Below are 21,429 nucleotides of genomic sequence, written 5' to 3'. Positions count from 1 at the left end.
GTCGCGGTCACTGCAAGCTATTGATATGGCTTTCTTTCTTCCTGCGCCCAACGCGTGTGAATGGGCACGGATGAGTCATGCAGGGCGGGGCAACGCATCTTCACAAAACTGAGAAGCGGCGCACAGTTTGATTCACTGATATGCTCCGCGGCTCACCAGGGGACGCTGGCGGCGGGTGCAGGGAATGACCGGCAGGGGTGCGGCCGAGAACATCGACACGACAACCGGTATCGCCAAGGTGGCGATGGCCGAGATCGTGCATGCGCTGCTTTCCGACGAAGAGGTCGCCCTGTTTGCCCGGTTTGCCCAGCCCTGCCGGCTGCAGGCGGGCCAGTGGCTGTTCCACCGCGGCCATCGCGGCGAGTGCATGTACATCATCCTGGAAGGCCTGATCGAGCTGGATTTCGGCGAGGACCTGGTGCTCAAGACACTCGGCCGGCATGAGTTCTTCGGTGAGCTCGGCCTGTTGATGGGCGACCATCCGCGCAGCGCCAGCGCGCGGGTGATGGCCGACTGCCACGTGCTGGAGCTGGGACCGGCTGATTTCCATCGCCTGGTCGAGTCCGACCCGGGGCTGGTGGCCTACTTCCTGCGGCGCACGATCCTGCGTGTGCTGACCAACGAGCAGGCCCTGATCAGCCAGCTGCGGCGGCGCAACCATGACCTGGAAGCCGCGCTGGACAACCTGTACATCACCACCCACCAGCTGACCCACACGCGTGAGCTGGTGCGCACCGACGAACTGACCGGCCTGCACAACCGCCGTGGCCTGGCCCTGTTCCTGCAGGAATGCCGCACGCAGGAAGAGGGGCCGCCGCAGGCGCTGCTGCTGATCGATTGCGACCGCTTCAAGCAGATCAACGACCGCCACGGCCACCAGGCCGGCGACCGGGTGCTGCAGAGCATGGGCAACATCCTGCGCTCGATGGCCGGCGAACATGACCTGGCCTGCCGCCTGGGCGGCGACGAGTTCTGCCTGATCCTGCGCCGGGCCAATGTCGAGATCGTGCAGCACGCCGCTGAATTCATCCTCAGCGCGGTGCACGGCCTGCTGGAGCGCAGCCATGGCACCCCGCACGTCAGCCTGGCCAGCATCGGTGCCAGCCTGCTGGCCCCTGACGCGGACTGGAGCGAGTGGTACGCTCGCGCCGATCGTGCGCTGTACCAAGCCAAGCGCGCAGGCGGCAACTGCCTGCGGTGGACCGATGGTCCGGATGGACACTGAGCGGAGATCCTGGCGATGAATGGCGACAACGGAACGTCGGCCCCGCATAACGCCCAGCTGCGGGCGCTGCTGTTCACCGACCTGTGTGATTCGCTGCAACTGGTGGAGCGTATCGGCGATGTCGCCGCAGCCGAATTCTTCCAGCAGCATGACCGCCTGGTGCTGGGGCTGCAGCAGCACTGGAACGGCCAGCTGATCGACCGGTCCGATGGATTGTTCGTTCTGTTCGAGCGCCCCATCGATGGCATCGGTTTCGCCATTTCCTACCAGAACGCGGTCGACGCGATGGGCCACGAGCGCGGCATCGTGCTGCGTGCGCGCGCCGGCCTGCACGTGGGCGACGTGCTGTTGTGGGACAACAGTGCCGAGGCCGTTGCCCACGGCGCAAAGCCGGTGGAGGTCGAGGGTCTGGCCAAGCCGATGGCCGCGCGTTTGATGCAGCTGGCGTGGCCTGGGCAGGTGCTGCTGTCCTCAGCGGCCGAACAGATGGCGCGGCGGGCCGGCAGCGAGCTGCCCTGGACTGCGGACGAACTGCGTTGGAAGGACCATGGGCTCTGGCGATTCAAGGGCATCGGCGAACGCCAGCAGGTGTTCGAAGTCGGCATCCGCGGCCGCGCGCCGCTGCGCCGGCCGCGTTCGGGGGACAAGGCCTGGCGTGATCTGCCGCTGTGGCGTCGCCCCGCCGCGTTGTTCACCGAGGCGACACTGGCGGTGGTGCTGGCCGTGGTGATGTGGACGCTGTTGCGGCCTGCGCCGGCGATCGCGTTCGCCGAGCGCGACTGGGTGATCCTGGCGGCGGTCAGCAACAGCACGGGCTACCCGCAGCTGGATTCCAGCCTGGAACAGGCGCTCTACATCAGCCTGGGCCAGTCGCGCTTCGTCAACATCCTCAGTGAACTGAAGGTGCGTGACACCCTGCAGCTGATGCAGCGCCCGGCCAATGCACGGCTGGACCGCGCACTGGCGATCGAGGTTGCGCTGCGCGATGGCGCGCGTGCGGTGCTGATGCCCACCGTGCTTGAGCTCAACGGCAAGGTACGGGTGGGCGTGGAGGTCGTGGACCCACGCACTGGGCAGACGGTGTACACGCATTTCGCCGATGGCAATGGCCTGGATTCGATCCTGGCCTCCACCGACACCGTGGTGAAGGCGCTGCGCAGCGACCTGGGTGAGGCGCTGCACGATGTCAGCCGCGAGCAGAAACCCCTGCCCACGGTGGCTACCGCCAATCTCGATGCGTTGCATGCCTACGCCAAAGGCAGCGATGCGCTGGCGCAGGAGCGTTTCGATGAAGCGCTGCTGTTCTTCCAGCAGGCGACCCGCCTGGATCCCCAGTTCACCTTTGCCTACATCGGGCAGATGCGGCTGCAGTACGCCATGGGCAACGTGTCGGCGGCCGGCGAACTGTACCGCCAGGCGGTGTCGGGGCGCACGCGGTTGAGTGCGCGCGACCAGCTGTATCTGGACGCCTGGGGGGCAGACTTCAGTGGCGCTCCCCCGCAGCGCAGTGCGGAAAAGTGGCGGATGCTGACCCAGCTGTATCCAGATGATCCGGCCGGCTGGATGAATCACGCCATGGCCCTGTTTGCCTATGGCGACTATGACGGCGCGCTTGCCGACATGATGCCGCTGCTGGAACGCCACCAGACACACCGTGCGCTGGTGCTGTCCTTTGTTGGCCGCACCCAGCTTGCGCGTGGCGAGGTCAAGGCCGCCGTCGCTGCGTTCAAGGAAGCAGGCGCGCTGCCGAACTGGCACGGCGACATGCTGGAGGCGGTCGCGCTGCTGCTGGATGGCGAGGCACAGAAGGCGCACGAGCGCAGTGAAGCCATCACCTCGCGCGGGCTCGGCGCGCGGATGGAGTACAGCGGCCTGCTCGCCCTGCAGGGTCGGGCCAACGATGCGGCCGCTGAGATGACCCAGGCCGTAGCGCAGTGTGGCGAAGTGCCGGAGCTGTGCGACATCCTGGCCCTGCAGTCGCTGGCATGGACTGCACAAGCCGGCGGCAGCGGGTCCCGGCTGCAGTACGCACGGTTGCTGGACCGCACCTTGGCGGCGGTCGATGAGGGTGTCGGCGCTGCGCCGCGTCATCGCGCTTTCATTGCGCTGTCGGTGGCCTACCACCTGCAGCGCGCCGGGCTGGACGCCGAGCTGCGCTCGCGCCGGCCGGCACTGCAGGCGTTGGTTGAACGCAGTACCGACCCGCGACTGCAGGAACTGTGGTTGCTGCTTCGCGCGCGCGGCGAGCTGGATGCCGGGAATGCGGAGGCCGCTTCGGCACTGCTGAAGCCCCTGGCCAACGGCACGCTGTACCAGTGGCATGTGCTGCAGCTGGATATCGATCGCGCCCTCGGCCGCGATCAGGCGGTGCAGCGCCGGGAACGCTGGTTGCGCCAGCGCACCGGCCTGGCCTTCGCCGAAGACGCCGGTGCTCTGGTCCTGCTGCCATTGAATGTGGCCGATGCGCGCCGGCTGGCCGATGCGGCCAGCGCGCAGCAGGCAGGAATACCCTGAGGGCGGGTCAGTCCTGCAGCCCCTTCAGGCCGCTTTCGAACATGAAAGGCACCTTGAACGGTCCGGTCACGGCCAGGCGCTCGCTCAACAGCGTCGCCGCCCGGGCAAACTCTTCCTTGCCGCCCAGCGAGTCCAGCGGCGTGTTGCACGCACCCACGCTGTCAGCATCTGCGCCCAGCGCAATCAGTGCCTTGGCCGGGTCGGCAGCGAAGGCGCTGCGGAAGGCATCGTCGCTGGACAGCTGCTTGAGCAGGGTCTGGATCACTTCGGGGGAGAGAGGAGAACGGGACATGGTTCACTACCGGCAGGGAGGGGAAAAAAACAGTATCGGCTGCGCGCAGGGGGAATTGATGGTGAGTATCCGGCACCACGCTATGATCGCCGGCCTACCATGCTCCCGGATGCGCATCGAATGAACTTCCGTCGCTGCAGGACGATGATCGTCGAACCGCTGGAGCGGGCGCATTTCGACCTGGATGCGCTGCTTGCCGGCGGCAGTGGCGTGGGCTTCGAACGATCCCTGCAGGTGCGGGCAGCGCATCTGCCGACGCCGCGCACGATTGATGCGGTCAGCTGCCTGTGGCTGCTCCAGTGCAGCGCGGAGCAGTGGCAGCCGCTACCGGCAGAGCCGAAGGCACGGCAACGCGTGCTGGCGCTGCTGGAGCAGGGGCTGCTGGTCAGCGACGATCCGGTGCATGCCGAGGCAGCAGCAGTCGAACAGCAGGTACGAGACAGCCAGTGGTGGCCGCTGTCGGCGTTGCACTACCAGCACTCGCGCTGGGACGGTGTGGACAGTGTCGGCGACATGGAACGCAGCCAGCTGATGACCGCGCAGGACCTGGTGCGCAGCTTCGGCCCGCCGCCCGCCGAAGCACCGGTCCGCCGGCCCGGCGCACGGTCCTTGCCACGCTATGACGAGGACCCGATGCAGGCGCAGCTGCAGGCACGTGCAACTTGCCGCAATTTCGACGCTGCACGCGCCGTGCCGTTGCCGACGCTGGCCCGGCTGCTGCAGCAGGTGCTGATGGCACAGGCGCAGGTGGAAACCGAACCCGGTGTGCGCTTCCTGAAGAAGAACATTCCGTCTGCCGGCAGTCTGCATCCAGTGGAAGCGTATGTGGTGGCGCGCAATGTGGAGGGATTGCCGTCGGGCCTCTACCACTACCATGCCACCGCACACGAACTGGGCCCCATGCCAGTGCAGCCCGGCGACCTGGACAGCTTCTGCCAGCGCCTGCTGGCCGGGCAGCATTGGTTCGCCAACGCACCGGTGCAGCTGATCCTGGCGTGCCGCTTCGAGCGCATGTTCTGGAAGTATCGCGGCCACGCCAAGGCCTACCGCGCGATCACCCTGGATGCCGGCCATGTATCGCAAGCGATCTACAGCGCGGCAACCGCGCAGGGGTTGGGCGCATTCGTCACCGCAGCGATCAACGAGGCCGAGGCCGAGCGGGCACTGGGTCTGCAGCCGATGGCCGAAGGCGTACTGGCGGTCTGTGGCTTTGGCTGGCGTGCAGCCGAGCGGGTGACGGCCGAACTTGATCCGCTTGGCCAGGTGTGGCCGGCCGCGCGTTGATCGACAACGCGCGGCCCACCCCCATCACGCTGCTTCGAAATCCACCAGCACCGCTCCGTCGCCCACCTGGTCGCCGGCCTTGGCCCGATAGCCCTTCACCGTGCCATCGGCCGGTGCCTGCAGGGTGTGCTCCATCTTCATCGCTTCCAGCACCACCAGCGGCGTGCCGCGCTTGACCTGCGTGCCCGCCGCCACCAGCGTTGCGACGATCCTGCCGGGCATCGGTGCCAGCAGGCTGCCGGCATCGGCGCTGGCCTGCTCGGATTCGCCCACCGGGTCGTGCAGGGTGAAGCGGTGCTGGCCATCGCTGGCGAACAGGTACAGCTGATCGCCGTCGCGCTGCAGCTGCAGCCGCCAACGACGCTCGTCCATCTGCACCGACAGGGTCTGGCCATCGGCATGGCCGACCACCTGTTTCGGCGCTGCGTCACCGCACTGCACGCGCCAGCCATCGGCAGTGGTCCACACCTTCAGCGTGTGTGCCCGCTCTGCCTGCTGCAGCGGCACCGAGCGCGCGGCAGGCACGCCCAGCCGCCAGCCATCCTGTGCCTGCCACGGTGAATGCGGGTCGCGTGCATCGGCGGCAGCGGCAGGTGTGCTTGCTACGGCGGCGATCGCCGCCAGTTCCCACAGCGCCTGCTCACCGTCACCGGTGACCGCCAGTGCGGCCTGCTCGCGCTCGATCAGCGCGGTATCCAGCTTGGCGTTGGCGAACGAGTCGGTCTGCACCAGGCGCCGCAGGAAACCGGCATTGGTGGTTACGCCCACCACCTGGCAGTCGGCCAGGGCCTGGCGCATGCGCCGCAGCGCGGCGTCGCGGTCCACGTCCCAGACGATCAGCTTGGCGATCATCGGGTCGTAGTACGGGGTGATGCTGTCGCCTTCTTCCACACCAGTGTCCACCCGCACGTTGGCCGACGGGGTCGGCAGGCGCAGGCGGCGCAGGGTGCCGGTGGAGGGCAGGAAGCCGCGGTCGGCATCTTCGGCATACAGGCGCGCTTCGAGGGCATGGCCGTGGATGGCCAGTTCGTCCTGGCGCTTGGGCAGCGGCTGGCCAGCGGCCACGCGCAGCTGCCACTCCACCAGGTCGGTGCCGGTGATGAACTCGGTGACCGGGTGTTCGACCTGCAGGCGGGTGTTCATTTCCATGAAGTAGAAATCGCCGTCCGGGCCGGCGATGAACTCCACCGTGCCGGCACCGACGTAGCCCACAGCGCGCGCGGCATCGACGGCGGCCTTGCCCATCGCGGCGCGGCGGTCGGCGCTCATGCCCGGGGCCGGCGCTTCTTCCAGCACCTTCTGGTGGCGGCGCTGCACCGAGCAGTCGCGCTCGAACAGATACACCGCCTCGCCCTGGCCACCGCCGAATACCTGGATTTCGATATGGCGCGGGCGCTCGACATACTTCTCGACCAGCACGTGGTCGTTGCCGAACGCCGAGGCCGCCTCGCGCTGGCAGCTGGCCAGCGCATCGACGAAGTCCTCGCTGCGCTCGACCTTGCGCATGCCCTTGCCGCCGCCGCCGGCGCTGGCCTTGATCAGCACCGGATAGCCGATGCCGTCGGCCTGGGCGCGCAGGAACTCCGGCGCCTGCTGGTCGCCGTGGTAGCCCGGCGTCAACGGCACGCCAGCCTTGGCCATCAGGGCCTTGGCTGCACTCTTGTCGCCCATCGCGCGGATCGCACTGGCCGGCGGACCGATGAAGGCGATGCCGGCCGCCACGCAGGCGTCGGCGAAGTCGGCGTTCTCGGACAGGAAGCCGTAGCCGGGATGGATGGCCTGCGCGCCGCTGCGGCGTGCGGCGTCGAGGATGGCATCGCTGCGCAGGTAGCTCTCGCGTGCGGCCGCCGGGCCGATGTGGACGGCTTCGTCGGCCAGCCGCACGTGGCGCGCATTGCGGTCGGCATCGGAATACACCGCCACGGTGGCGATGCCGAGGCGGCGGCAGGTGGCGATGACGCGGCAGGCGATCTCGCCGCGGTTGGCGATCAGGACTTTGCTGAACATGGCAACAGACTCGGTCATGGCACAGGTCACATGCGGAACACGCCGAAGCGCGTCTGCTGCGGGGGAGCGTTGAGGCTGGCCGACAGGGCCAGGGCCAGTACCCGGCGGGTATCGACCGGATCGATCACGCCGTCGTCCCACAGGCGCGCACTGGCGTAGTACGGGTGGCCCTGCTGCTCGAACTGGTCGCGGATCGGCGCCTTGAACGCATCCTCTTCCTCGCCCGGCCACTGCCCGCCCTTGGCTTCGATGCCATCACGCTTGACCGTGGCCAGCACGCTGGCGGCCTGTTCTCCGCCCATCACGCCGATGCGTGCGTTGGGCCACATCCACAGGAAATTGGGCGAGTACGCGCGGCCGCACATGCCGTAGTTGCCGGCACCGAACGAACCACCGATCACCACGGTGAACTTGGGTACCTTGGCGCAGGCCACCGCCATCACCAGCTTGGCCCCGTCCTTGGCGATGCCACCCTGTTCGTATTTGCGGCCGACCATGAAGCCGGTGATGTTCTGCAGGAACACCAGCGGAATGTTGCGCTGGGTGCACAGCTCGATGAAGTGCGCGCCCTTCAGCGCGGACTCGGAGAACAGGATGCCGTTGTTGGCGATGATGCCGATCGGATAGCCGTGCAGATGGGCGAAGCCGGTGACCAGCGTTGCGCCATAGCGCGGCTTGAACTCGTCAAAGCGCGAGCCGTCGACCAGTCGCGCGATCACTTCGCGCACGTCATAGGGCTTGCGCGTATCAGCCGGGATCACCCCGTACAGTTCGTGTGCCGGCAGCAGCGGTTCTTCCACCGGCTGCAGCGCCATCGCCGCTTCGGGCTTGCGCCAGTTGAGCTGGGCGATGATCGCGCGCACCCGTGCCAACGCCTGCAGGTCGTTGTCGGCCATGTGGTCGGCCACGCCGGAAATGCGCGTGTGCACGTCGGCACCGCCCAGTTCTTCGGCCGTCACCACTTCACCGGTGGCCGCCTTCACCAGCGGCGGGCCGCCGAGGAAGATGGTGCCCTGCTCGCGCACGATCACCGTCTCGTCGCTCATCGCCGGCACGTAGGCACCACCGGCGGTGCAGCTGCCCATCACGCAGGCGATCTGCGGGATGCCCTGCGCGGAGAGATTGGCTTGGTTGTAGAAGATGCGGCCGAAATGGTCGCGGTCCGGGAACACCTCGTCCTGCAGCGGCAGGAAGGCGCCACCGGAATCGACCAGGTAGATGCACGGCAGGTGGTTCTGCTCGGCGATCTCCTGCGCGCGCAGGTGTTTCTTCACTGTCACCGGGTAATAGGTGCCGCCCTTGACCGTGGCATCGTTGGCCACGATCACGCACTCCACGCCGCTCACCCGGCCAATGCCTGCGACCACGCCGGCGGCGGGCACGGCATCGTCATACATGCCGTGTGCGGCCAGCGGTGCGATCTCCAGGAACGCGCTGCCCGGGTCGAGCAGCGCATCGATGCGGTCACGCACCAGCAGCTTGCCGCGTGCGGTGTGCTTGGCCCGCGCCGCCTCGCTTCCACCCAAGGCGGTGCGGGCGAGGGTGGCGTGCAGGTCGTCGACTACGGCCTGCATCGCCGCGCGGTTGCTTTCAAATGTTTCGCTGCCCGGTTGCAGCTGGCTGCCTAGGATGCTCATGGGGTGCCTTACAGGGTGCGCTGGAACAGTTCGCGGCCGATCAGCATGCGGCGGATCTCCGAGGTGCCGGCGCCGATTTCATACAGCTTGGCGTCGCGCCACAAGCGGCCGGTCGGGTATTCATTGATGTAGCCGTTGCCGCCGAGGATCTGGATCGCCTGGCCGGTCAGCCACGTGGCCTTCTCGGCGGCGTACAGGATCGCGCCGGCCGCATCCTGGCGGGTGGTACGGCCCTGGTCGCAGGCGCGCGCCACGGCATACACATAGGCGCGGCAGGCACCCAGGCCCACGTACATGTCGGCGATCTTGGCCTGGATCAGCTGGAAGCTGCCGATCGGCTCACCGAACTGGTGGCGTTCGTGCACGTACGGCATGACCACGTCCATGGCTGCAGCCATCAGGCCCAGCGGGCCGCCGGACAGCACCACGCGCTCGTAGTCCAGGCCGGACATCAGCACGCGCACGCCGCCGCCGACCGCGCCCAGCACGTTTTCTTCGGGAATCTCGCAGTCCTGGAACACCAGTTCGCAGGTGGGCGAGGAGCGCATGCCCAGCTTGTCCAGCTTCTGCGCGGTGGAGAAACCCTTCATGCCCTTCTCGACCAGGAACGCGGTGATGCCCTTGGCGCCGGCTTCGACATCGGTCTTGGCGTACACCACCAGCACGTCGGCGTCGGGGCCGTTGGTGATCCACATCTTGCTGCCGTTGAGCACGTAGCGGTCGCCGCGCTTGTCCGCGCGCAGCTTCATCGACACCACGTCCGAACCCGCACCCGGTTCGCTCATCGCCAGCGCGCCGACCTTGGCGCCGCTGCACAGGTCCGGCAGGAAGCGCTGCTTCTGCGCTTCGGTGCCGTTCTTGCGCAGCTGGTTCACGCACAGGTTCGAGTGCGCGCCGTAGGACAGGGCGATGCCGCCGGAGGCGCGGGAGATTTCTTCCATCGCCACCACGTGGGCCAGGTAGCCCATGCCGGTGCCGCCGTATTCTTCTTCCACGGTCAGGCCCAGCAGGCCCTGTTCGCCCAACTTGGGCCATAGTGCCAACGGGAACTGGTTGGTCGCATCGGCCTCGGCCGCGAGCGGCGCGATCTCGGCAGCGGCAAAATGGGCCACGCTCTGGCGCAGCAGGTCGATATCTTCGCCGAGGTCGAAGTTCAGGGATGGCACGTGCATTGCGATGGCTCCACGAGGGAAGGTGGGGAATGGACGCACCCGGAAGGGGAAGCGGGCGGCTGTTCACAGCAGCAGCCCGCGCGGGCGATTGGACCCCAGCGTAGCGGGGTTCGGGTAAGAAGTGAATACAAATTCAAAAATTGAAACCAGACTCAGAACATGGCCTACAAACGCTCAGCATTGATGGAAGAACGCCTGGCCGGGGCCCGTGAACGGATCCTGCTGGCCACCCGCGAACTGGTCGCCACCGGCGGCTGGCGCAACGCGCCGGTAACCGCCGTGGCCACCCAGGCCGGGGTCTCCACCGGCCTGATCTACCGCCACTTCCCGTCCAAGGCCGAGCTGTTCGTGGAAGTGCTCAACGCTGCCGTGGCCCATGAGGTGGCGATCATGGAGCGCATCGCCAGTGCGCCGCAGCCGGCCAGCGTGCGCCTGCGCCAGGCCATCACCGCCTTCGTCCGCCGTGCCCTGGCCGGCCCGGGCCTGGCCCATGCCTTCATCGTCGAACCGGTGGACCCGGACGTGGAAGCCGAGCGCATGCGCGGCCGCCGTGCCTTCGGTGACGTGTTCCTGCGCCTGGTGGAAGAGGGCGTGGCGGCCGGTGAACTGCCGGCACAGGACGCGCACGCTGCCGCCGCCTGCCTGGTGGGTGCCTTCACCGAAGCGATGGTGGGCCCGACCGCACCCAGCCGCGAAGCGCACCGCGACGAGGACGCACTTGTAGAGGCCATCTGCAGTTTCTGCCTGCGGGCTGTTGGCGCAGGGTGATGCCGCCGTTGCGCGTGCCGGGCGGCTTCTGCCGCGCTTCGCGCTCGCCGGGCGCGGTCCGGCGCCACCCGCACGCGGCCACGGCCGCATGCTGCGCCGCACCAGCCGTGATGCCTGTTGTCGTGCGTGGCGTGCGTTCTATACTCGGCCCATCACGCAGTCGCTCAGCCGTGGTCCAACGACTATCAGCCAGGGGTAACGAAGAGTGCGGAATTACGATCTGGAGTTCCTGAAACGCTTCTCCATGGTGATCGCGCTGTTGATGGCCATCACCCTCGGTCTGATCCTGCTGGCCGCGTTCATCCACACCCGGATTCCGCCCGAGGTGTCGCCCACCGCCGCCAAACGTACTGAACAGCGCATCTCGCCCACTGGCGCGGTATACGCCGGCAGCACCGGCGCCGCCGCGCAGGCCGCGGCCAAGGCCGCCGCGCTGGCCAAGGCCGCCTCGCAGGTGGCCTACGGCGGTACCAAGGACGGCAAGGTGATCTTCGACAACCTGTGCACCGCCTGCCACACCACTGGCGTGGGCATGGCGCCGACGCTGGACCACTCGCACTGGGACAAGCGCCTGGCGCAGGGCAAGGACACGCTCTACAAGCACGCCATCGAGGGCTACACCGGCCCCGACGGCGGCATCATGCCGCCCAAGGGCGGCAACCCGGCGCTCACCGAGGAGCAGATCCACGCCACCGTGGACTGGATGCTGGGCAATCTGAAGTAGCGGACGCCGCCGCGTCCGCTGGTAGTGCCGGCCGCTGGCCGGCAGCCATGCATCGCATGAAGGTCATGAGGTTGCCGGCCAGCGGCCGGCACTGCCCGGCTTTGCCCACCGAGGCCTGATCGCCCCTATGCCCCCGCTGCGCAGGCGGGGTTTCGCATTTCAGGGTTAGTCTGTGCGCCTCTTCCGTGGAGTCGTCTGTCGATGCGTCGCCGTTCCCTCGCCCTCGCCCTGTCCCTGATGATGCCGGCATCCGCTTTCGCCCAGGCCCAGCCACAGGTTGCGCCGACCTCGGCGCCTGCGCCACGCAGCCCAGCCACCGTCACCCTGGCCGCCGCGCCGGCCGACTGGCGTGCACTGGATGGGCAGCACGTGCGCATCGCCGCGCCGCTCACCCTGGCCGGCACCGATGGCCTGGAACGCTTCGGCCAGCTCACCGTCGCCTTCGATGGCCGCCTGTGGCAGCCGACCGAAGTGGCCGCGCCCGGCAGTGCCGGGATCGATCAGGTGATGGCCGACAACCAGCGCCGCCGCCTGCTGCTGGACGATGGCAGCGATGTGCGTGATCCGGACAGCGTCGCCTACCTGCCGGGCAACCCGGTGCTGCGTACCGGCATGCAGCTGCGCAACGTGGAAGGTACCGTGCGCGTGGACGCGCAGGGCCGGCCCAGCCTGCAGGTGGACGGTGTACTGAAGCTGCCGGACCTGCAGCGCCCGGCCGTGCCGAGCGTGCCCGGCCGCCTGCACATCGCCGCGTTCAACCTGGAGAATTTCTTCAATGGTGACGGCAAGGGCGGTGGGTTCCCGACCCTGCGCGGCGCGCGCACGCTGGACGAGCACAAGGCGCAGGTCGGCAAGCTGGTCGCCACCGTCAACGCGCTGGGCGCCGACATCGCCGCGCTGATGGAACTGGAGAACGACGGTTACGGCCCGCAGTCGGCCATCGCCGAACTGGTGGATGCGCTCAATGCCGGCCTCGCCGCAGACAGACAGTGGGCGTTCGTCGATGCCGGCCAAGGCCCCGGCAGCAATCCGATCCGCGTCGGCATCATCTACCGCAAGAGCGAATTCAAGCCGCTCGGCACGCCGCTGACCAAGCTCGACGGCCCCTTCGTCGAACACAGCCGTGCGCCGCTGGCACAGGCCTTCCAGGGCAAGGGCGGGCCGTTCATGGTGGTTGCCAACCACTTCAAGTCCAAGGGCTGCCGCGATGCCAGCGGCGCCGACGCCGACCGCAATGACGGGCAGGGCTGCTGGAACGCCACCCGCGTGGAATCGGCCAGGCAGCTCAACTCCTGGGTGCAGGCCGAAGCCGCGCGCCTTAAGGTGAAGGACGTGGTGCTGATGGGCGACTTCAACGCCTACGCCATGGAAGATCCGATCCGCACCCTGCACGACCTGGGCTGGCAGGATGCCTTCAAGGTGGCCAAGGTCGAACAGCCCTACAGCTACGTCTACAACGGCTACACCGGCCGCCTCGATCACGCGCTGCTCAGCCCGACCATGGCCAAGCGCCTCGCCGGCGCCGCCGAGTGGCACAGCAATGCCGACGAGCAGGACGCCAGCGGTTACCAGGGCCGCAACGTGCAGGGCCCGTGGCGCAGCTCCGACCACGACCCGCTGCTGCTGGGCTTCGACAAGTAAGCCCTCGCCGGGGGTCAGAGCCCATCCCGTAGGAATGGGCTCTGACCCCGGTCATCACTTACCCCCAGGCGATCAACCCGATCGCCAGCACCGCCAGCGCCAGACCGGCCCGGTTCCAGCGCGTAGTGGCCTCGCCGAAGGCGAACACACCCACCAGCGCACCCAGCACCACCACGCCGATGTTCATGCCGGCAAACACGGTGGCCGGGCTGTCCGGCATCGACTGGTGTGCATGCACATAAAAAAGAATGTTGCCGCCGTTGAGCAGGCCCAGCAGCGCACCCGCACCCAGGTTGCGCCAGGCCAGGCGGCTGCGCCCACTGAAATGCCGCCACAACTGCAGCGCCAGCATCAGCATGAAGGCCACGCTGAAACTGGCCAGCACCGCCGCCATCGACGGCGTGCCCGACAGCGCCACCTGCTTGAGCAGCACGTCGACCACCGCGAACCCGGCCCACACACCCAGCAGCCAGCCCCAGCCGCCGGCGGAAGCGGCCACTGCCGGGCCGCGCGGACGCAGGCTGATGGCCACCATCGCCAGCAGGCCCAGGCCCAGCCCCACCAGCTTCCACGTGCTGGCGCTCTGGCCAAAGAACAGGAACGCCGCCGCCAGCGACAGCAGCAGCGACAACCGCTGCGCCACATCACTGCGGACGATGCCGGCCACCGCCACCGCGCGGCCCAGCACCAGGAAGATCGAGGGCAGCACCACCGCCAGTGCCAGCAGCGAAACCCACGGCGCATGCGGGGCGCGCAAGGCGTCCAGCGGCGGCTGCAACACCACCGCCGTCATCGTCGCGGCGACCAGATAGTTCCAGGTCACCATCTGTGCAACATCCAGCTGGCGACGGCCAGCCAGCTTCAGCAACACCGAAACCAGCACACTGCAGATCACGGCCAGGGACAGGTAGAGCATGGGGCGGGCACAGGGCAGCGGCGGGGGACGCTATCATGGTGCCATGCACAAGCCCTCGTTCCCTGTCGCCGCTGGCGAAACCGCATGCCTGGTGCTGGATGGCCCGGTTGGTCCGCTGGAAGTGGTCGTCGACCTGCCCAAGGCCGATGTGCCGATGCAGCCGATCGTGGCCGTCATCTGCCATCCGCTGTCCACCGAAGGCGGCACCCTGCACAACAAGGTGGTCACCATGACCGCCACCACCCTGCGCGAGCTGGGCATTGCCACGGTGCGCTTCAACTTCCGCAGCGTCGGCGGCTCTGCCGGTGAATTCGACCATGGCGTGGGTGAGCAGGAGGATTTGAAGGCTGTTACCGCCTGGGTCCGCCAGCAGCGTCCCGACGACCGACTGTGGCTGGCCGGCTTCAGCTTCGGTGCGTTCGTTTCACTGAAGGCCGCCGCCGAGCTGCAGCCCGAAGCGCTGATCTCGATCGCGCCGCCGGCGGGCCGGTGGGACTTCGGCGGCATTGCGCCGCCGGCCCGCTGGCTGGTGATCCAGGGCGAGCAGGATGAAATTGTCGACCCGCAGGCCGTCTATCAGTGGTTGGACACTCTCGATGCGCCGCATGAGCTGGTGCGCATGCCGGACACAAGTCACTTCTTCCACCGCAAGCTGATCGACCTGCGCGGCGCGCTCACCCACGGCGTCAAGCATTGGCTGGGCACGGCGGCATGAGCGAGGTGGAACTGACCCCGACGCAGCGCTACGCGGCCGGGGTGGAACGCGGCGATTGGCAGAACGACCCGGCCCAGCATGCGGCGCTGGCCGAGCTGGACCGGATCCACCTGGCCCTGGTGGACAGCGCCGAGGACGGCTGGCTGGACCGCCTGTCCTCGTTCTGGAAGAAACCCGAGCCGGTCAAAGGCCTGTACTTCTGGGGCGGCGTCGGCCGCGGCAAGACCTTCCTGGTCGACCTGTTCTACGACGGCCTGCCGATCAAGCAGAAGTACCGCACCCACTTCCATCGCTTCATGCGCAGCGTGCACGAGCGCCTGCGCGAGCACCAGGGCCAGAGCGATCCGCTGGCGAAGATCGCCCAGGAATGGCGCAGCAACCTGCGCGTGCTGGTGCTGGACGAATTCTTCGTCACCGACATCGGCGATGCCATGCTGCTGGCGCGCCTGCTGGAGCGGATGTTCGCCGAGGGCGTGACCCTGGTCACCACCTCCAACACGGCGGTGGAAAACCTGTACCTCAACGGCCTGCAGCGCGAGAGCTTCATGCCGGCCATCGGCCTGCTGCAGCGCTACTGCGTGGAGCTTTACGCCGAAGGCACCGAGGACTACCGCATGCGCGCGCTGACCCGTTCGCCGGTGTACCGCGCGCCGCTGGCCGCCGACAGTGACACCTGGCTGGCTACGCGCTGGGGCGAGTTGAGCGGTGGCCAGCCGGCCAAGGCGGGCAACATCGAAATCGAGAGCCGCAAGATTCCGGTGCGCGCGCGCGGCAAGAGCATTGCCTGGTTCGACTTCGCCGCCCTGTGCGAAGGCCCGCGCGGGCCGTCGGACTACATCGAGATCGCGCACGAGTTCAACACCGTGCTGCTGGGGGGCATTCCGGCCTTCGATCGCCTGAACGAGGATGCCGCGCGCCGCTTCGTCAACCTGATCGACGAGCTGTACGACCGCCACGTCAACCTGGTCTGCACCGCCAGCACCTCGCCGGTCGAGCTGTACACCGGTACCCGGTTGCAGGGCGCGTTCGAGCGTACGGCCTCGCGCCTGATCGAAATGCAGAGCGCCGAGTACCTGGGTACCCCGCACCGGGCGTGACGACCGGGGCGGTGCCGGCCGCTGGCCGGCATCCGCCTGGTGCTTCCGCAGGTCATCGGCTGCCGGCCAGCGGCCGGCACTACCTGATGCCGCCCCGTCCACCGGCTGCCCACTGTCTGCCCACCACCTATCCACAGACTTGTCCCTCGCCTGCGTGGTCCTGTCATGTGAAGCTGTCATCGTTCCGCTGGTGGGGCGCTGATTGCCACCGCGATGACGTGTTTCGGGCTTGACTGCGCAGCCCGTTCCAGCAGGTCCAAAGCGTCCAAACCGGGCGCCGATGGCACGATCCTTGCGGCGCAAGGGATTGCCGAATTTCACTACATTTGGCGTTGACGGACCCAACTACCCCCACTATCTTGTGGCTGTCGGTTGTGGGGACCCCAAGCCGCCGGGTCCATGGAATGGATCGCCGGACCCTCCGGTGATACGCCCTCCATGCCCGCAGCGGCACCGGTCAGCACTGCCAGCGGCAGCCACAGGCGCAGGGTCTCAATTCCTGCGACACCGGTCTGCCACCGTGGGCTGTCACGTCCCGGGCCGCGTCACCCGATGCTCCGAGCCACCATCCATCACGCCAAGAGGACACACGCCGTGACCACCGAGACCAGCGCCACCATCGAGAAGGAAAGCGAATTCCTGTTGACGTCGCCGCCGACGTCCAACGCGATGAGTGTGACCAAGCGCAATGGCACGACCGAGCTGGTGGATCTGAACAAGATCGTCCGCGCGGTGCAGCGTTCCTCCGAGGGCCTGCACGCCGTCGATCCGATGCGCGTGGCCACCCGCACCATTTCCGGCCTGTACAACGGCGCCACCACCCAGGAGCTGGACGAACTGTCCATCCGCACCGCGGCGCTGCTGATCGGCGAAGAACCCGAATACGGCCGCCTGGCCGCGCGCCTGCTGGCCAACTTCATCGCCAAGGAAGTGTCCAACCAGGAAATCCACGCGTTCTCGCAGTCGGTGGGTCGTGGCCACGAAGTGGGCCTGATCAACGACCGCCTGCTGAACTTCGTGCAGACCAACGCACGCAAGCTCAACGATGCCATCGACATCTCGCTGGACCTGAACTTCGATTACTTCGGCCTGCGTACCCTGTACGACCGCTACCTGCTGCGCCACCCGCACACCCGCAAGGTGATCGAGACCCCGCAGCAGTTCTTCCTGCGCATCGCCAGCGCGCTGAGCGAGGATGTGCCGGAAACCCTGGCGCTGTACAAGCGCATGGGCAACCTGGACTACCTGCCGTCCAGCCCGACCCTGTTCAACTCCGGCACCACCCACGAGCAGCTGTCCTCGTGCTTCCTGCTGGACTCGCCGCAGGATTCGCTGGAATCGATCTACTCCAAGTACGGCGACATCGCCCAGCTGTCGAAGTTCTCCGGCGGCATCGGCGTCAGCTACACCCGCGTGCGTTCGCGTGGCTCGCTCATCAAGTCGACCAACGGCCATTCCAACGGCATCGTGCCGTGGCTGAAGACCATGGATTCGTCGGTGGCTGCGGTGAACCAGGGGGGCAAGCGCAAGGGCGCGGCCTGTGTGTACCTGGAAACCTGGCACGCCGACATCGAGGACTTCCTCGAGCTGCGTGACAACACCGGCGACGAATCGCGCCGTGCGCACAACCTGAACCTGGCCAACTGGATCCCGGACCTGTTCATGAAGCGTGTCGAGTCGGACCAGGAATGGTCGCTGTTCGATCCGCGCGTGGTGCCCGAGTTCACCGACCTGTTCGGCGAAGCCTTCGAGGCCGCCTACCTGCAGGCCGAAGCACAGGGCAAGGCCAACCGCACCATCTCCGCGCGCAAGCTGTACTCGCGGATGATGCGCACCCTGGCCGAGACCGGCAACGGCTGGATGACCTTCAAGGACAAGTGCAACCGCGCCAGCAACCAGACCCTGCGCGCCGGCAACGTGATCCACCTGTCCAACCTGTGCACCGAGATCCTGGAAGTCACCTCGGCTGAAGAAACCGCGGTGTGCAACCTGGGTTCGATCAACCTGGGCAACCACTTCGACGGCAACGGCGAGTTCGATTTCGACAAGCTGGCCGACACCGTGCGCCTGGCCGTGCGCCAGCTGGACCGCGTGATCGACCTGAACTTCTACCCGATCGAATCGGCGCGCCGCGGCAACCTGCGCTGGCGTCCGGTCGGCCTGGGCTGCATGGGCCTGCAGGACGTGTTCTTCCGCAAGCGCCTGCCGTTCGATAGCGCCGAAGCCCGCGCGCTGTCGAAGAAGATTGCCGAGACCATCTACTTCCACGCGCTGGAAACCTCGGTCGAACTGGCCCAGGAACGCGGCAAGCACCCGTCCTTCGCCGACACCCGTGCGGCCAGCGGCGAGCTGCAGTTCGACGCCTGGAACGTGGTGCCGGAAGATGCCGCGCGCTGGGATGCCCTGCGTGAGCGCATCAAGGAACACGGCCTGCGCAACTCGCTGATGATCGCGATCGCCCCGACCGCCACCATCGCCTCCATCGCCGGCTGCTACGAGTGCGTGGAACCGCAGGTGTCCAACCTGTTCAAGCGCGAGACCCTGTCCGGTGACTTCCTGCAGGTGAACCGTTACCTGGTGAACGAGCTGAAGAAGCTGGGCCACTGGACCCCGGAAATGCGCGATGCAATCAAGCTGGCCGACGGTTCGATCCAGGCCATCACCCAGATTCCGGAAACGCTGCGCCACGTCTACCGCACCGCATGGGAACTGCCGATGCGTTCGCTGATCGACATGGCCGCCGACCGTGGTGCCTTCATCGACCAGTCCGCCTCGCTCAACCTGTTCATGGAAAGCCCGAGCATCGGCGCGATGTCCTCCATGTACATGTACGCCTGGAAGCAGGGCATCAAGACCACCTACTACCTGCGTTCGCGTCCTGCCACCAAGATCGCCAAGACCACCGTCAGCCACACGGCCAGCGCTGCGCCGGAAAAGGTGTTCAGCCCGGAGGAGGCCATCGCCTGCTCGCTGGAGAACCCGGAAGCCTGCGAAGCCTGCCAGTAACATCGCGCGGTGGATTAACGCGCGGTGGGTGCCGACCGTTGGTCGGCACTGCTGATCGACTACGGAAACAACAAGGTAGCGCCGGGCCATGCCCGGCGTTTTGACCCGAGAAGACAAGGAAACACCCATGGCCGACAAGCCCAAGCAGATGCTGCTCGATCCCGGTTTTGAACTGACCCTGCGCCCGATGCGCTACCCGCAGTTCTATGACATGTACCGGAATGCGATCAAGAACACCTGGACGGTGGAAGAGATCAACTTCCAGATCGACATCAGCGACCTGCACAGCAAGATGTCGCCGGGCGAGCGCCACCTGATCCACCGCCTGGTCGCCTTCTTCGCCACCGGCGATTCGATCGTGTCCAACAACCTGGTGCTGAACCTGTACCAGCACTTGAACGCGCCCGAAGCGCGCATGTACCTGTCGCGCCAGCTGTATGAAGAAGCGCTGCACGTGCAGTTCTACCTGACCCTGCTGGACAACTACCTGCCGGATCCGGACGAGCGCGTCAAAGCCTTCGCCGCGGTGGAGAACATCGACTCGATCAAGAAGAAGGCCGATTTCTGCTTCAAGTGGATCGATTCGATCCAGGACCTGAAGCGCATCGAGACCCGCGAAGAGCGTCGCCAGTTCCTGCTCAACCAGATCTGCTTCGCGGCGTGCATCGAAGGCCTGTTCTTCTTCGCCGCCTTCGCCTACGTGTACTACTTCCGTTCGCGCGGCCTGCTCAATGGCCTGGCTTCGGGCACCAACTGGGTGTTCCGCGACGAAAGCGCGCACATGGAGTTCGCCTTCGAGTGCGTGGACGTGATCCGCGAGGAAGAGCCGGACCTGTTCGACGACAAGATGAAGCAGGATGTCTACGACATGCTGGCCGAGGCCATCGAGTGCGAAGTGCAGTTCGCCGAGGACGTGCTGTCCGGTGGCGTGGCAGGCATTTCCACCCGTGACATGCGCCAGTACCTGCAGCACTGCGCCGACAACCATTTCCATCGCCTGGGCATGGAGCGCAAGTACAACGTGCGCAACCCGCTGAGCTTCATGGAACTGCAGGACGTGCAGGAACTGACCAACTTCTTCGAACGCCGCGCCTCGGCCTACCAGGTGGGCGTGAAGGGCGAAGTCGCCTTCGACATGAACTTCTGATCGATCCGATCAGGTCTGTCGCGAAAACCCCGGCCAACGCCGGGGTTTTTCGTTTTTACGGTAGCGCCGGGCCACGCCCGGCGAGCGCGCAGCGCGGAAGTTTTTCAGGGCGCCGTGCGCAATCGGCCGGGCATAGCCCGGCGCTATCGCCGCCCATCCACCGCCATGCGCACGGCCAACCCGGCCAGCACCGTGCCCATCAACCACCGTTGCACCGCCTGCCAGGTGGGGCGGGCCGCCAGGAAGCCGGCGATGCTGCCGGCCATTATTGCGATCACCGCGTTCACGCTCACGCTGACCAGCAGCTGGGTGGAGCCCAGCACCAGCGACTGCATCAGCACGCTGCCCTCGCTGTCCGGGTGCAGGAACTGCGGCAGCAGGGACAGGTACATCACCGCGACCTTGGGGTTCAGCACGTTGGTCAGGAAACCCATCGCGAACAGCTTGCGTGGGCCGTCCACCGGCAGGTCACGCACCGCAAACGGCGAGCGGCCGCCGGGCTTCAGCGCCTGCCACGCCAGGTACAGCAGGTACAGCGCGCCGCCGATGCGCAGCGCGTCGTAGGCAAACGGCACGGTCATCAGCAGCGCGGTGATGCCCAGCGCCGCGCACAGCATGTAGAACACGAAGCCCAGCGCCACCCCGCCCAGCGAGATCAGCCCGGCCATGCGGCCCTGGCAGATCGAGCGCGAGATCACGTAGATCATGTTCGGCCCGGGCGTCAGCACCATGGCCAGCGAGACAAGGGCGAAGGCCAGCAGGTCGGACGTGGCGGGCATGGTGGGTTCACGCAGTGGGGGTGCCGAAGTGTAGCGCCGCCTGCACACCACCTGCCTTAAAATCCGTCTCACCCCACACCCGAACCGCCCCGATGACCCCCATCCCCGAGACCGTGCCGCCGACCGAAGTGCGCATGGCCGAAATCGTCTTTCCCAACCACACCAACCACATGGGCACCCTGTTCGGTGGCCAGGCACTGGCATGGATGGACAAGGCCGCCTTCCTCGCCGCCGCCCGCTATTCGCGCCGCACCGTGGTGACCGCGCGCAGCGACCAGGTCGATTTCAAGCTGCCGATCCGCATCGGCCAGATGGTGGAAACGATCGGCCGCATCGTCGAGGTCGGCCGCAGCTCGATGAAGGTCGAGGTGGAGCTGATCGCCGAGGACCTGCACAGCGGCGAGCGCAAGCTGTGCACCCGCGGCCACTTCGTGATGATCGCCCTGGGCGACGATGGCCACCCGGTGACCGTGCCGCAGCTGCCCGGCGCGCCGGCGGCCTGAGC

17 protein-coding genes are annotated in these 21,429 nt (G+C 67.1%); 11 read left to right on the top strand and 6 right to left on the bottom strand.

The window, feature by feature from the left end; all coding sequences use genetic code 11:
• Positions 1–184 precede the first annotated feature (184 nt).
• Both K5K93_RS11665 and K5K93_RS11660 read left to right on the top strand, forming a co-directional pair.
• Positions 185–1,225 (top strand): GGDEF domain-containing protein, encoded by a 1,041-nt coding sequence (locus K5K93_RS11665; protein WP_080150337.1) that lies wholly within the window; start codon positions 185–187, stop codon positions 1,223–1,225.
• Between the two features lie 15 nt (positions 1,226–1,240).
• Entirely contained in the window at positions 1,241–3,739 is a 2,499-nt protein-coding gene (locus tag K5K93_RS11660; protein WP_222387964.1) for a putative peptide modification system cyclase, read from the top strand.
• 7 nt (positions 3,740–3,746) lie between these two features.
• On the opposite strand, the gene K5K93_RS11655 is transcribed toward K5K93_RS11660, so the two are convergent.
• Positions 3,747–4,031: an NHLP-related RiPP peptide gene (locus K5K93_RS11655; protein ID WP_093820800.1), complete on the bottom strand. Its 285-nt coding sequence runs from the start codon at positions 4,029–4,031 to the stop codon at positions 3,747–3,749.
• 120 nt (positions 4,032–4,151) lie between these two features.
• Here K5K93_RS11655 and K5K93_RS11650 point away from each other — a divergent pair, with 120 nt between their 5' ends.
• Positions 4,152–5,315: a putative peptide maturation dehydrogenase gene (locus tag K5K93_RS11650; RefSeq protein ID WP_177177080.1), complete on the top strand. Its 1,164-nt coding sequence runs from the start codon at positions 4,152–4,154 to the stop codon at positions 5,313–5,315.
• A gap of 24 nt (positions 5,316–5,339) precedes the next feature.
• On the opposite strand, the gene K5K93_RS11645 is transcribed toward K5K93_RS11650, so the two are convergent.
• Genes K5K93_RS11645 through K5K93_RS11635 form a run of 3 tightly spaced genes read right to left on the bottom strand, consistent with a single transcriptional unit; the run spans position 5,340 to position 10,131 of the window.
• The gene (locus K5K93_RS11645) at positions 5,340–7,322 is read right to left on the bottom strand and encodes an acetyl/propionyl/methylcrotonyl-CoA carboxylase subunit alpha (RefSeq protein WP_222387963.1); all 1,983 of its coding nucleotides are present in this window, start codon (positions 7,320–7,322) and stop codon (positions 5,340–5,342) included.
• A 26-nt stretch (positions 7,323–7,348) separates the two neighbouring features.
• Complete coding sequence (locus K5K93_RS11640) at positions 7,349–8,959, bottom strand: carboxyl transferase domain-containing protein (RefSeq protein WP_032978141.1); 1,611 nt, start codon at positions 8,957–8,959, stop codon at positions 7,349–7,351.
• Between the two features lie 8 nt (positions 8,960–8,967).
• Positions 8,968–10,131: an isovaleryl-CoA dehydrogenase gene (locus tag K5K93_RS11635; protein WP_222387962.1), complete on the bottom strand. Its 1,164-nt coding sequence runs from the start codon at positions 10,129–10,131 to the stop codon at positions 8,968–8,970.
• A gap of 159 nt (positions 10,132–10,290) precedes the next feature.
• Between K5K93_RS11635 and K5K93_RS11630 the strand changes: the two genes are divergently transcribed.
• The 3 genes from K5K93_RS11630 (at position 10,291) to K5K93_RS11620 (ending at position 13,264) form a co-directional block, all read left to right on the top strand.
• A complete protein-coding gene (locus K5K93_RS11630; RefSeq protein ID WP_025875794.1) occupies positions 10,291–10,899 on the top strand; it encodes a TetR/AcrR family transcriptional regulator in 609 nt (202 codons plus the stop codon).
• A gap of 205 nt (positions 10,900–11,104) precedes the next feature.
• Positions 11,105–11,623 (top strand): c-type cytochrome, encoded by a 519-nt coding sequence (locus K5K93_RS11625; protein ID WP_025875793.1) that lies wholly within the window; start codon positions 11,105–11,107, stop codon positions 11,621–11,623.
• Between the two features lie 201 nt (positions 11,624–11,824).
• A complete protein-coding gene (locus K5K93_RS11620) occupies positions 11,825–13,264 on the top strand; it encodes an ExeM/NucH family extracellular endonuclease (protein WP_222387961.1) in 1,440 nt (479 codons plus the stop codon).
• Positions 13,265–13,322: 58 nt separating this feature from the next.
• On the opposite strand, the gene K5K93_RS11615 is transcribed toward K5K93_RS11620, so the two are convergent.
• Positions 13,323–14,180: an EamA/RhaT family transporter gene (locus K5K93_RS11615; protein WP_222387960.1), complete on the bottom strand. Its 858-nt coding sequence runs from the start codon at positions 14,178–14,180 to the stop codon at positions 13,323–13,325.
• Between the two features lie 43 nt (positions 14,181–14,223).
• Here K5K93_RS11615 and K5K93_RS11610 point away from each other — a divergent pair, with 43 nt between their 5' ends.
• The 4 genes from K5K93_RS11610 (at position 14,224) to K5K93_RS11595 (ending at position 20,145) form a co-directional block, all read left to right on the top strand.
• On the top strand, positions 14,224–14,895 hold the full coding sequence (locus K5K93_RS11610; protein WP_093820789.1) for a CocE/NonD family hydrolase: 672 nt from the start codon (positions 14,224–14,226) through the stop codon (positions 14,893–14,895).
• Positions 14,892–15,992 (top strand): cell division protein ZapE, encoded by a 1,101-nt coding sequence (gene zapE / locus K5K93_RS11605; protein WP_025875783.1) that lies wholly within the window; start codon positions 14,892–14,894, stop codon positions 15,990–15,992. Before K5K93_RS11610 ends, zapE begins: the two co-directional genes overlap by 4 nt.
• A 594-nt stretch (positions 15,993–16,586) precedes the next feature.
• A complete protein-coding gene (locus K5K93_RS11600; protein ID WP_222387959.1) occupies positions 16,587–18,998 on the top strand; it encodes a ribonucleoside-diphosphate reductase subunit alpha in 2,412 nt (803 codons plus the stop codon).
• Positions 18,999–19,125: 127 nt separating this feature from the next.
• Positions 19,126–20,145 carry a ribonucleotide-diphosphate reductase subunit beta gene (locus tag K5K93_RS11595; RefSeq protein WP_025875781.1) on the top strand — a complete coding sequence of 340 codons (1,020 nt, stop codon included), beginning with the start codon at positions 19,126–19,128 and terminating at the stop codon, positions 20,143–20,145.
• A gap of 143 nt (positions 20,146–20,288) precedes the next feature.
• Here the strand turns inward: K5K93_RS11595 and K5K93_RS11590 are convergent, their stop codons facing one another.
• A complete protein-coding gene (locus K5K93_RS11590) occupies positions 20,289–20,924 on the bottom strand; it encodes a LysE family translocator (protein ID WP_222387958.1) in 636 nt (211 codons plus the stop codon).
• Positions 20,925–21,016: 92 nt separating this feature from the next.
• Here K5K93_RS11590 and K5K93_RS11585 point away from each other — a divergent pair, with 92 nt between their 5' ends.
• Positions 21,017–21,427 (top strand): acyl-CoA thioesterase, encoded by a 411-nt coding sequence (locus K5K93_RS11585; protein ID WP_025875773.1) that lies wholly within the window; start codon positions 21,017–21,019, stop codon positions 21,425–21,427.
• Positions 21,428–21,429 lie beyond the last annotated feature (2 nt).

Origin of the sequence: Stenotrophomonas sp. DR822, assembly GCF_019793815.1 — a bacterium.
GTDB classification, from domain to species: Bacteria; Pseudomonadota; Gammaproteobacteria; order Xanthomonadales; family Xanthomonadaceae; genus Stenotrophomonas; species Stenotrophomonas indicatrix.
The sequence above is the reverse complement of the archived record's forward strand: the minus strand, read 5'-3'. Positions and strand labels throughout refer to the sequence as shown.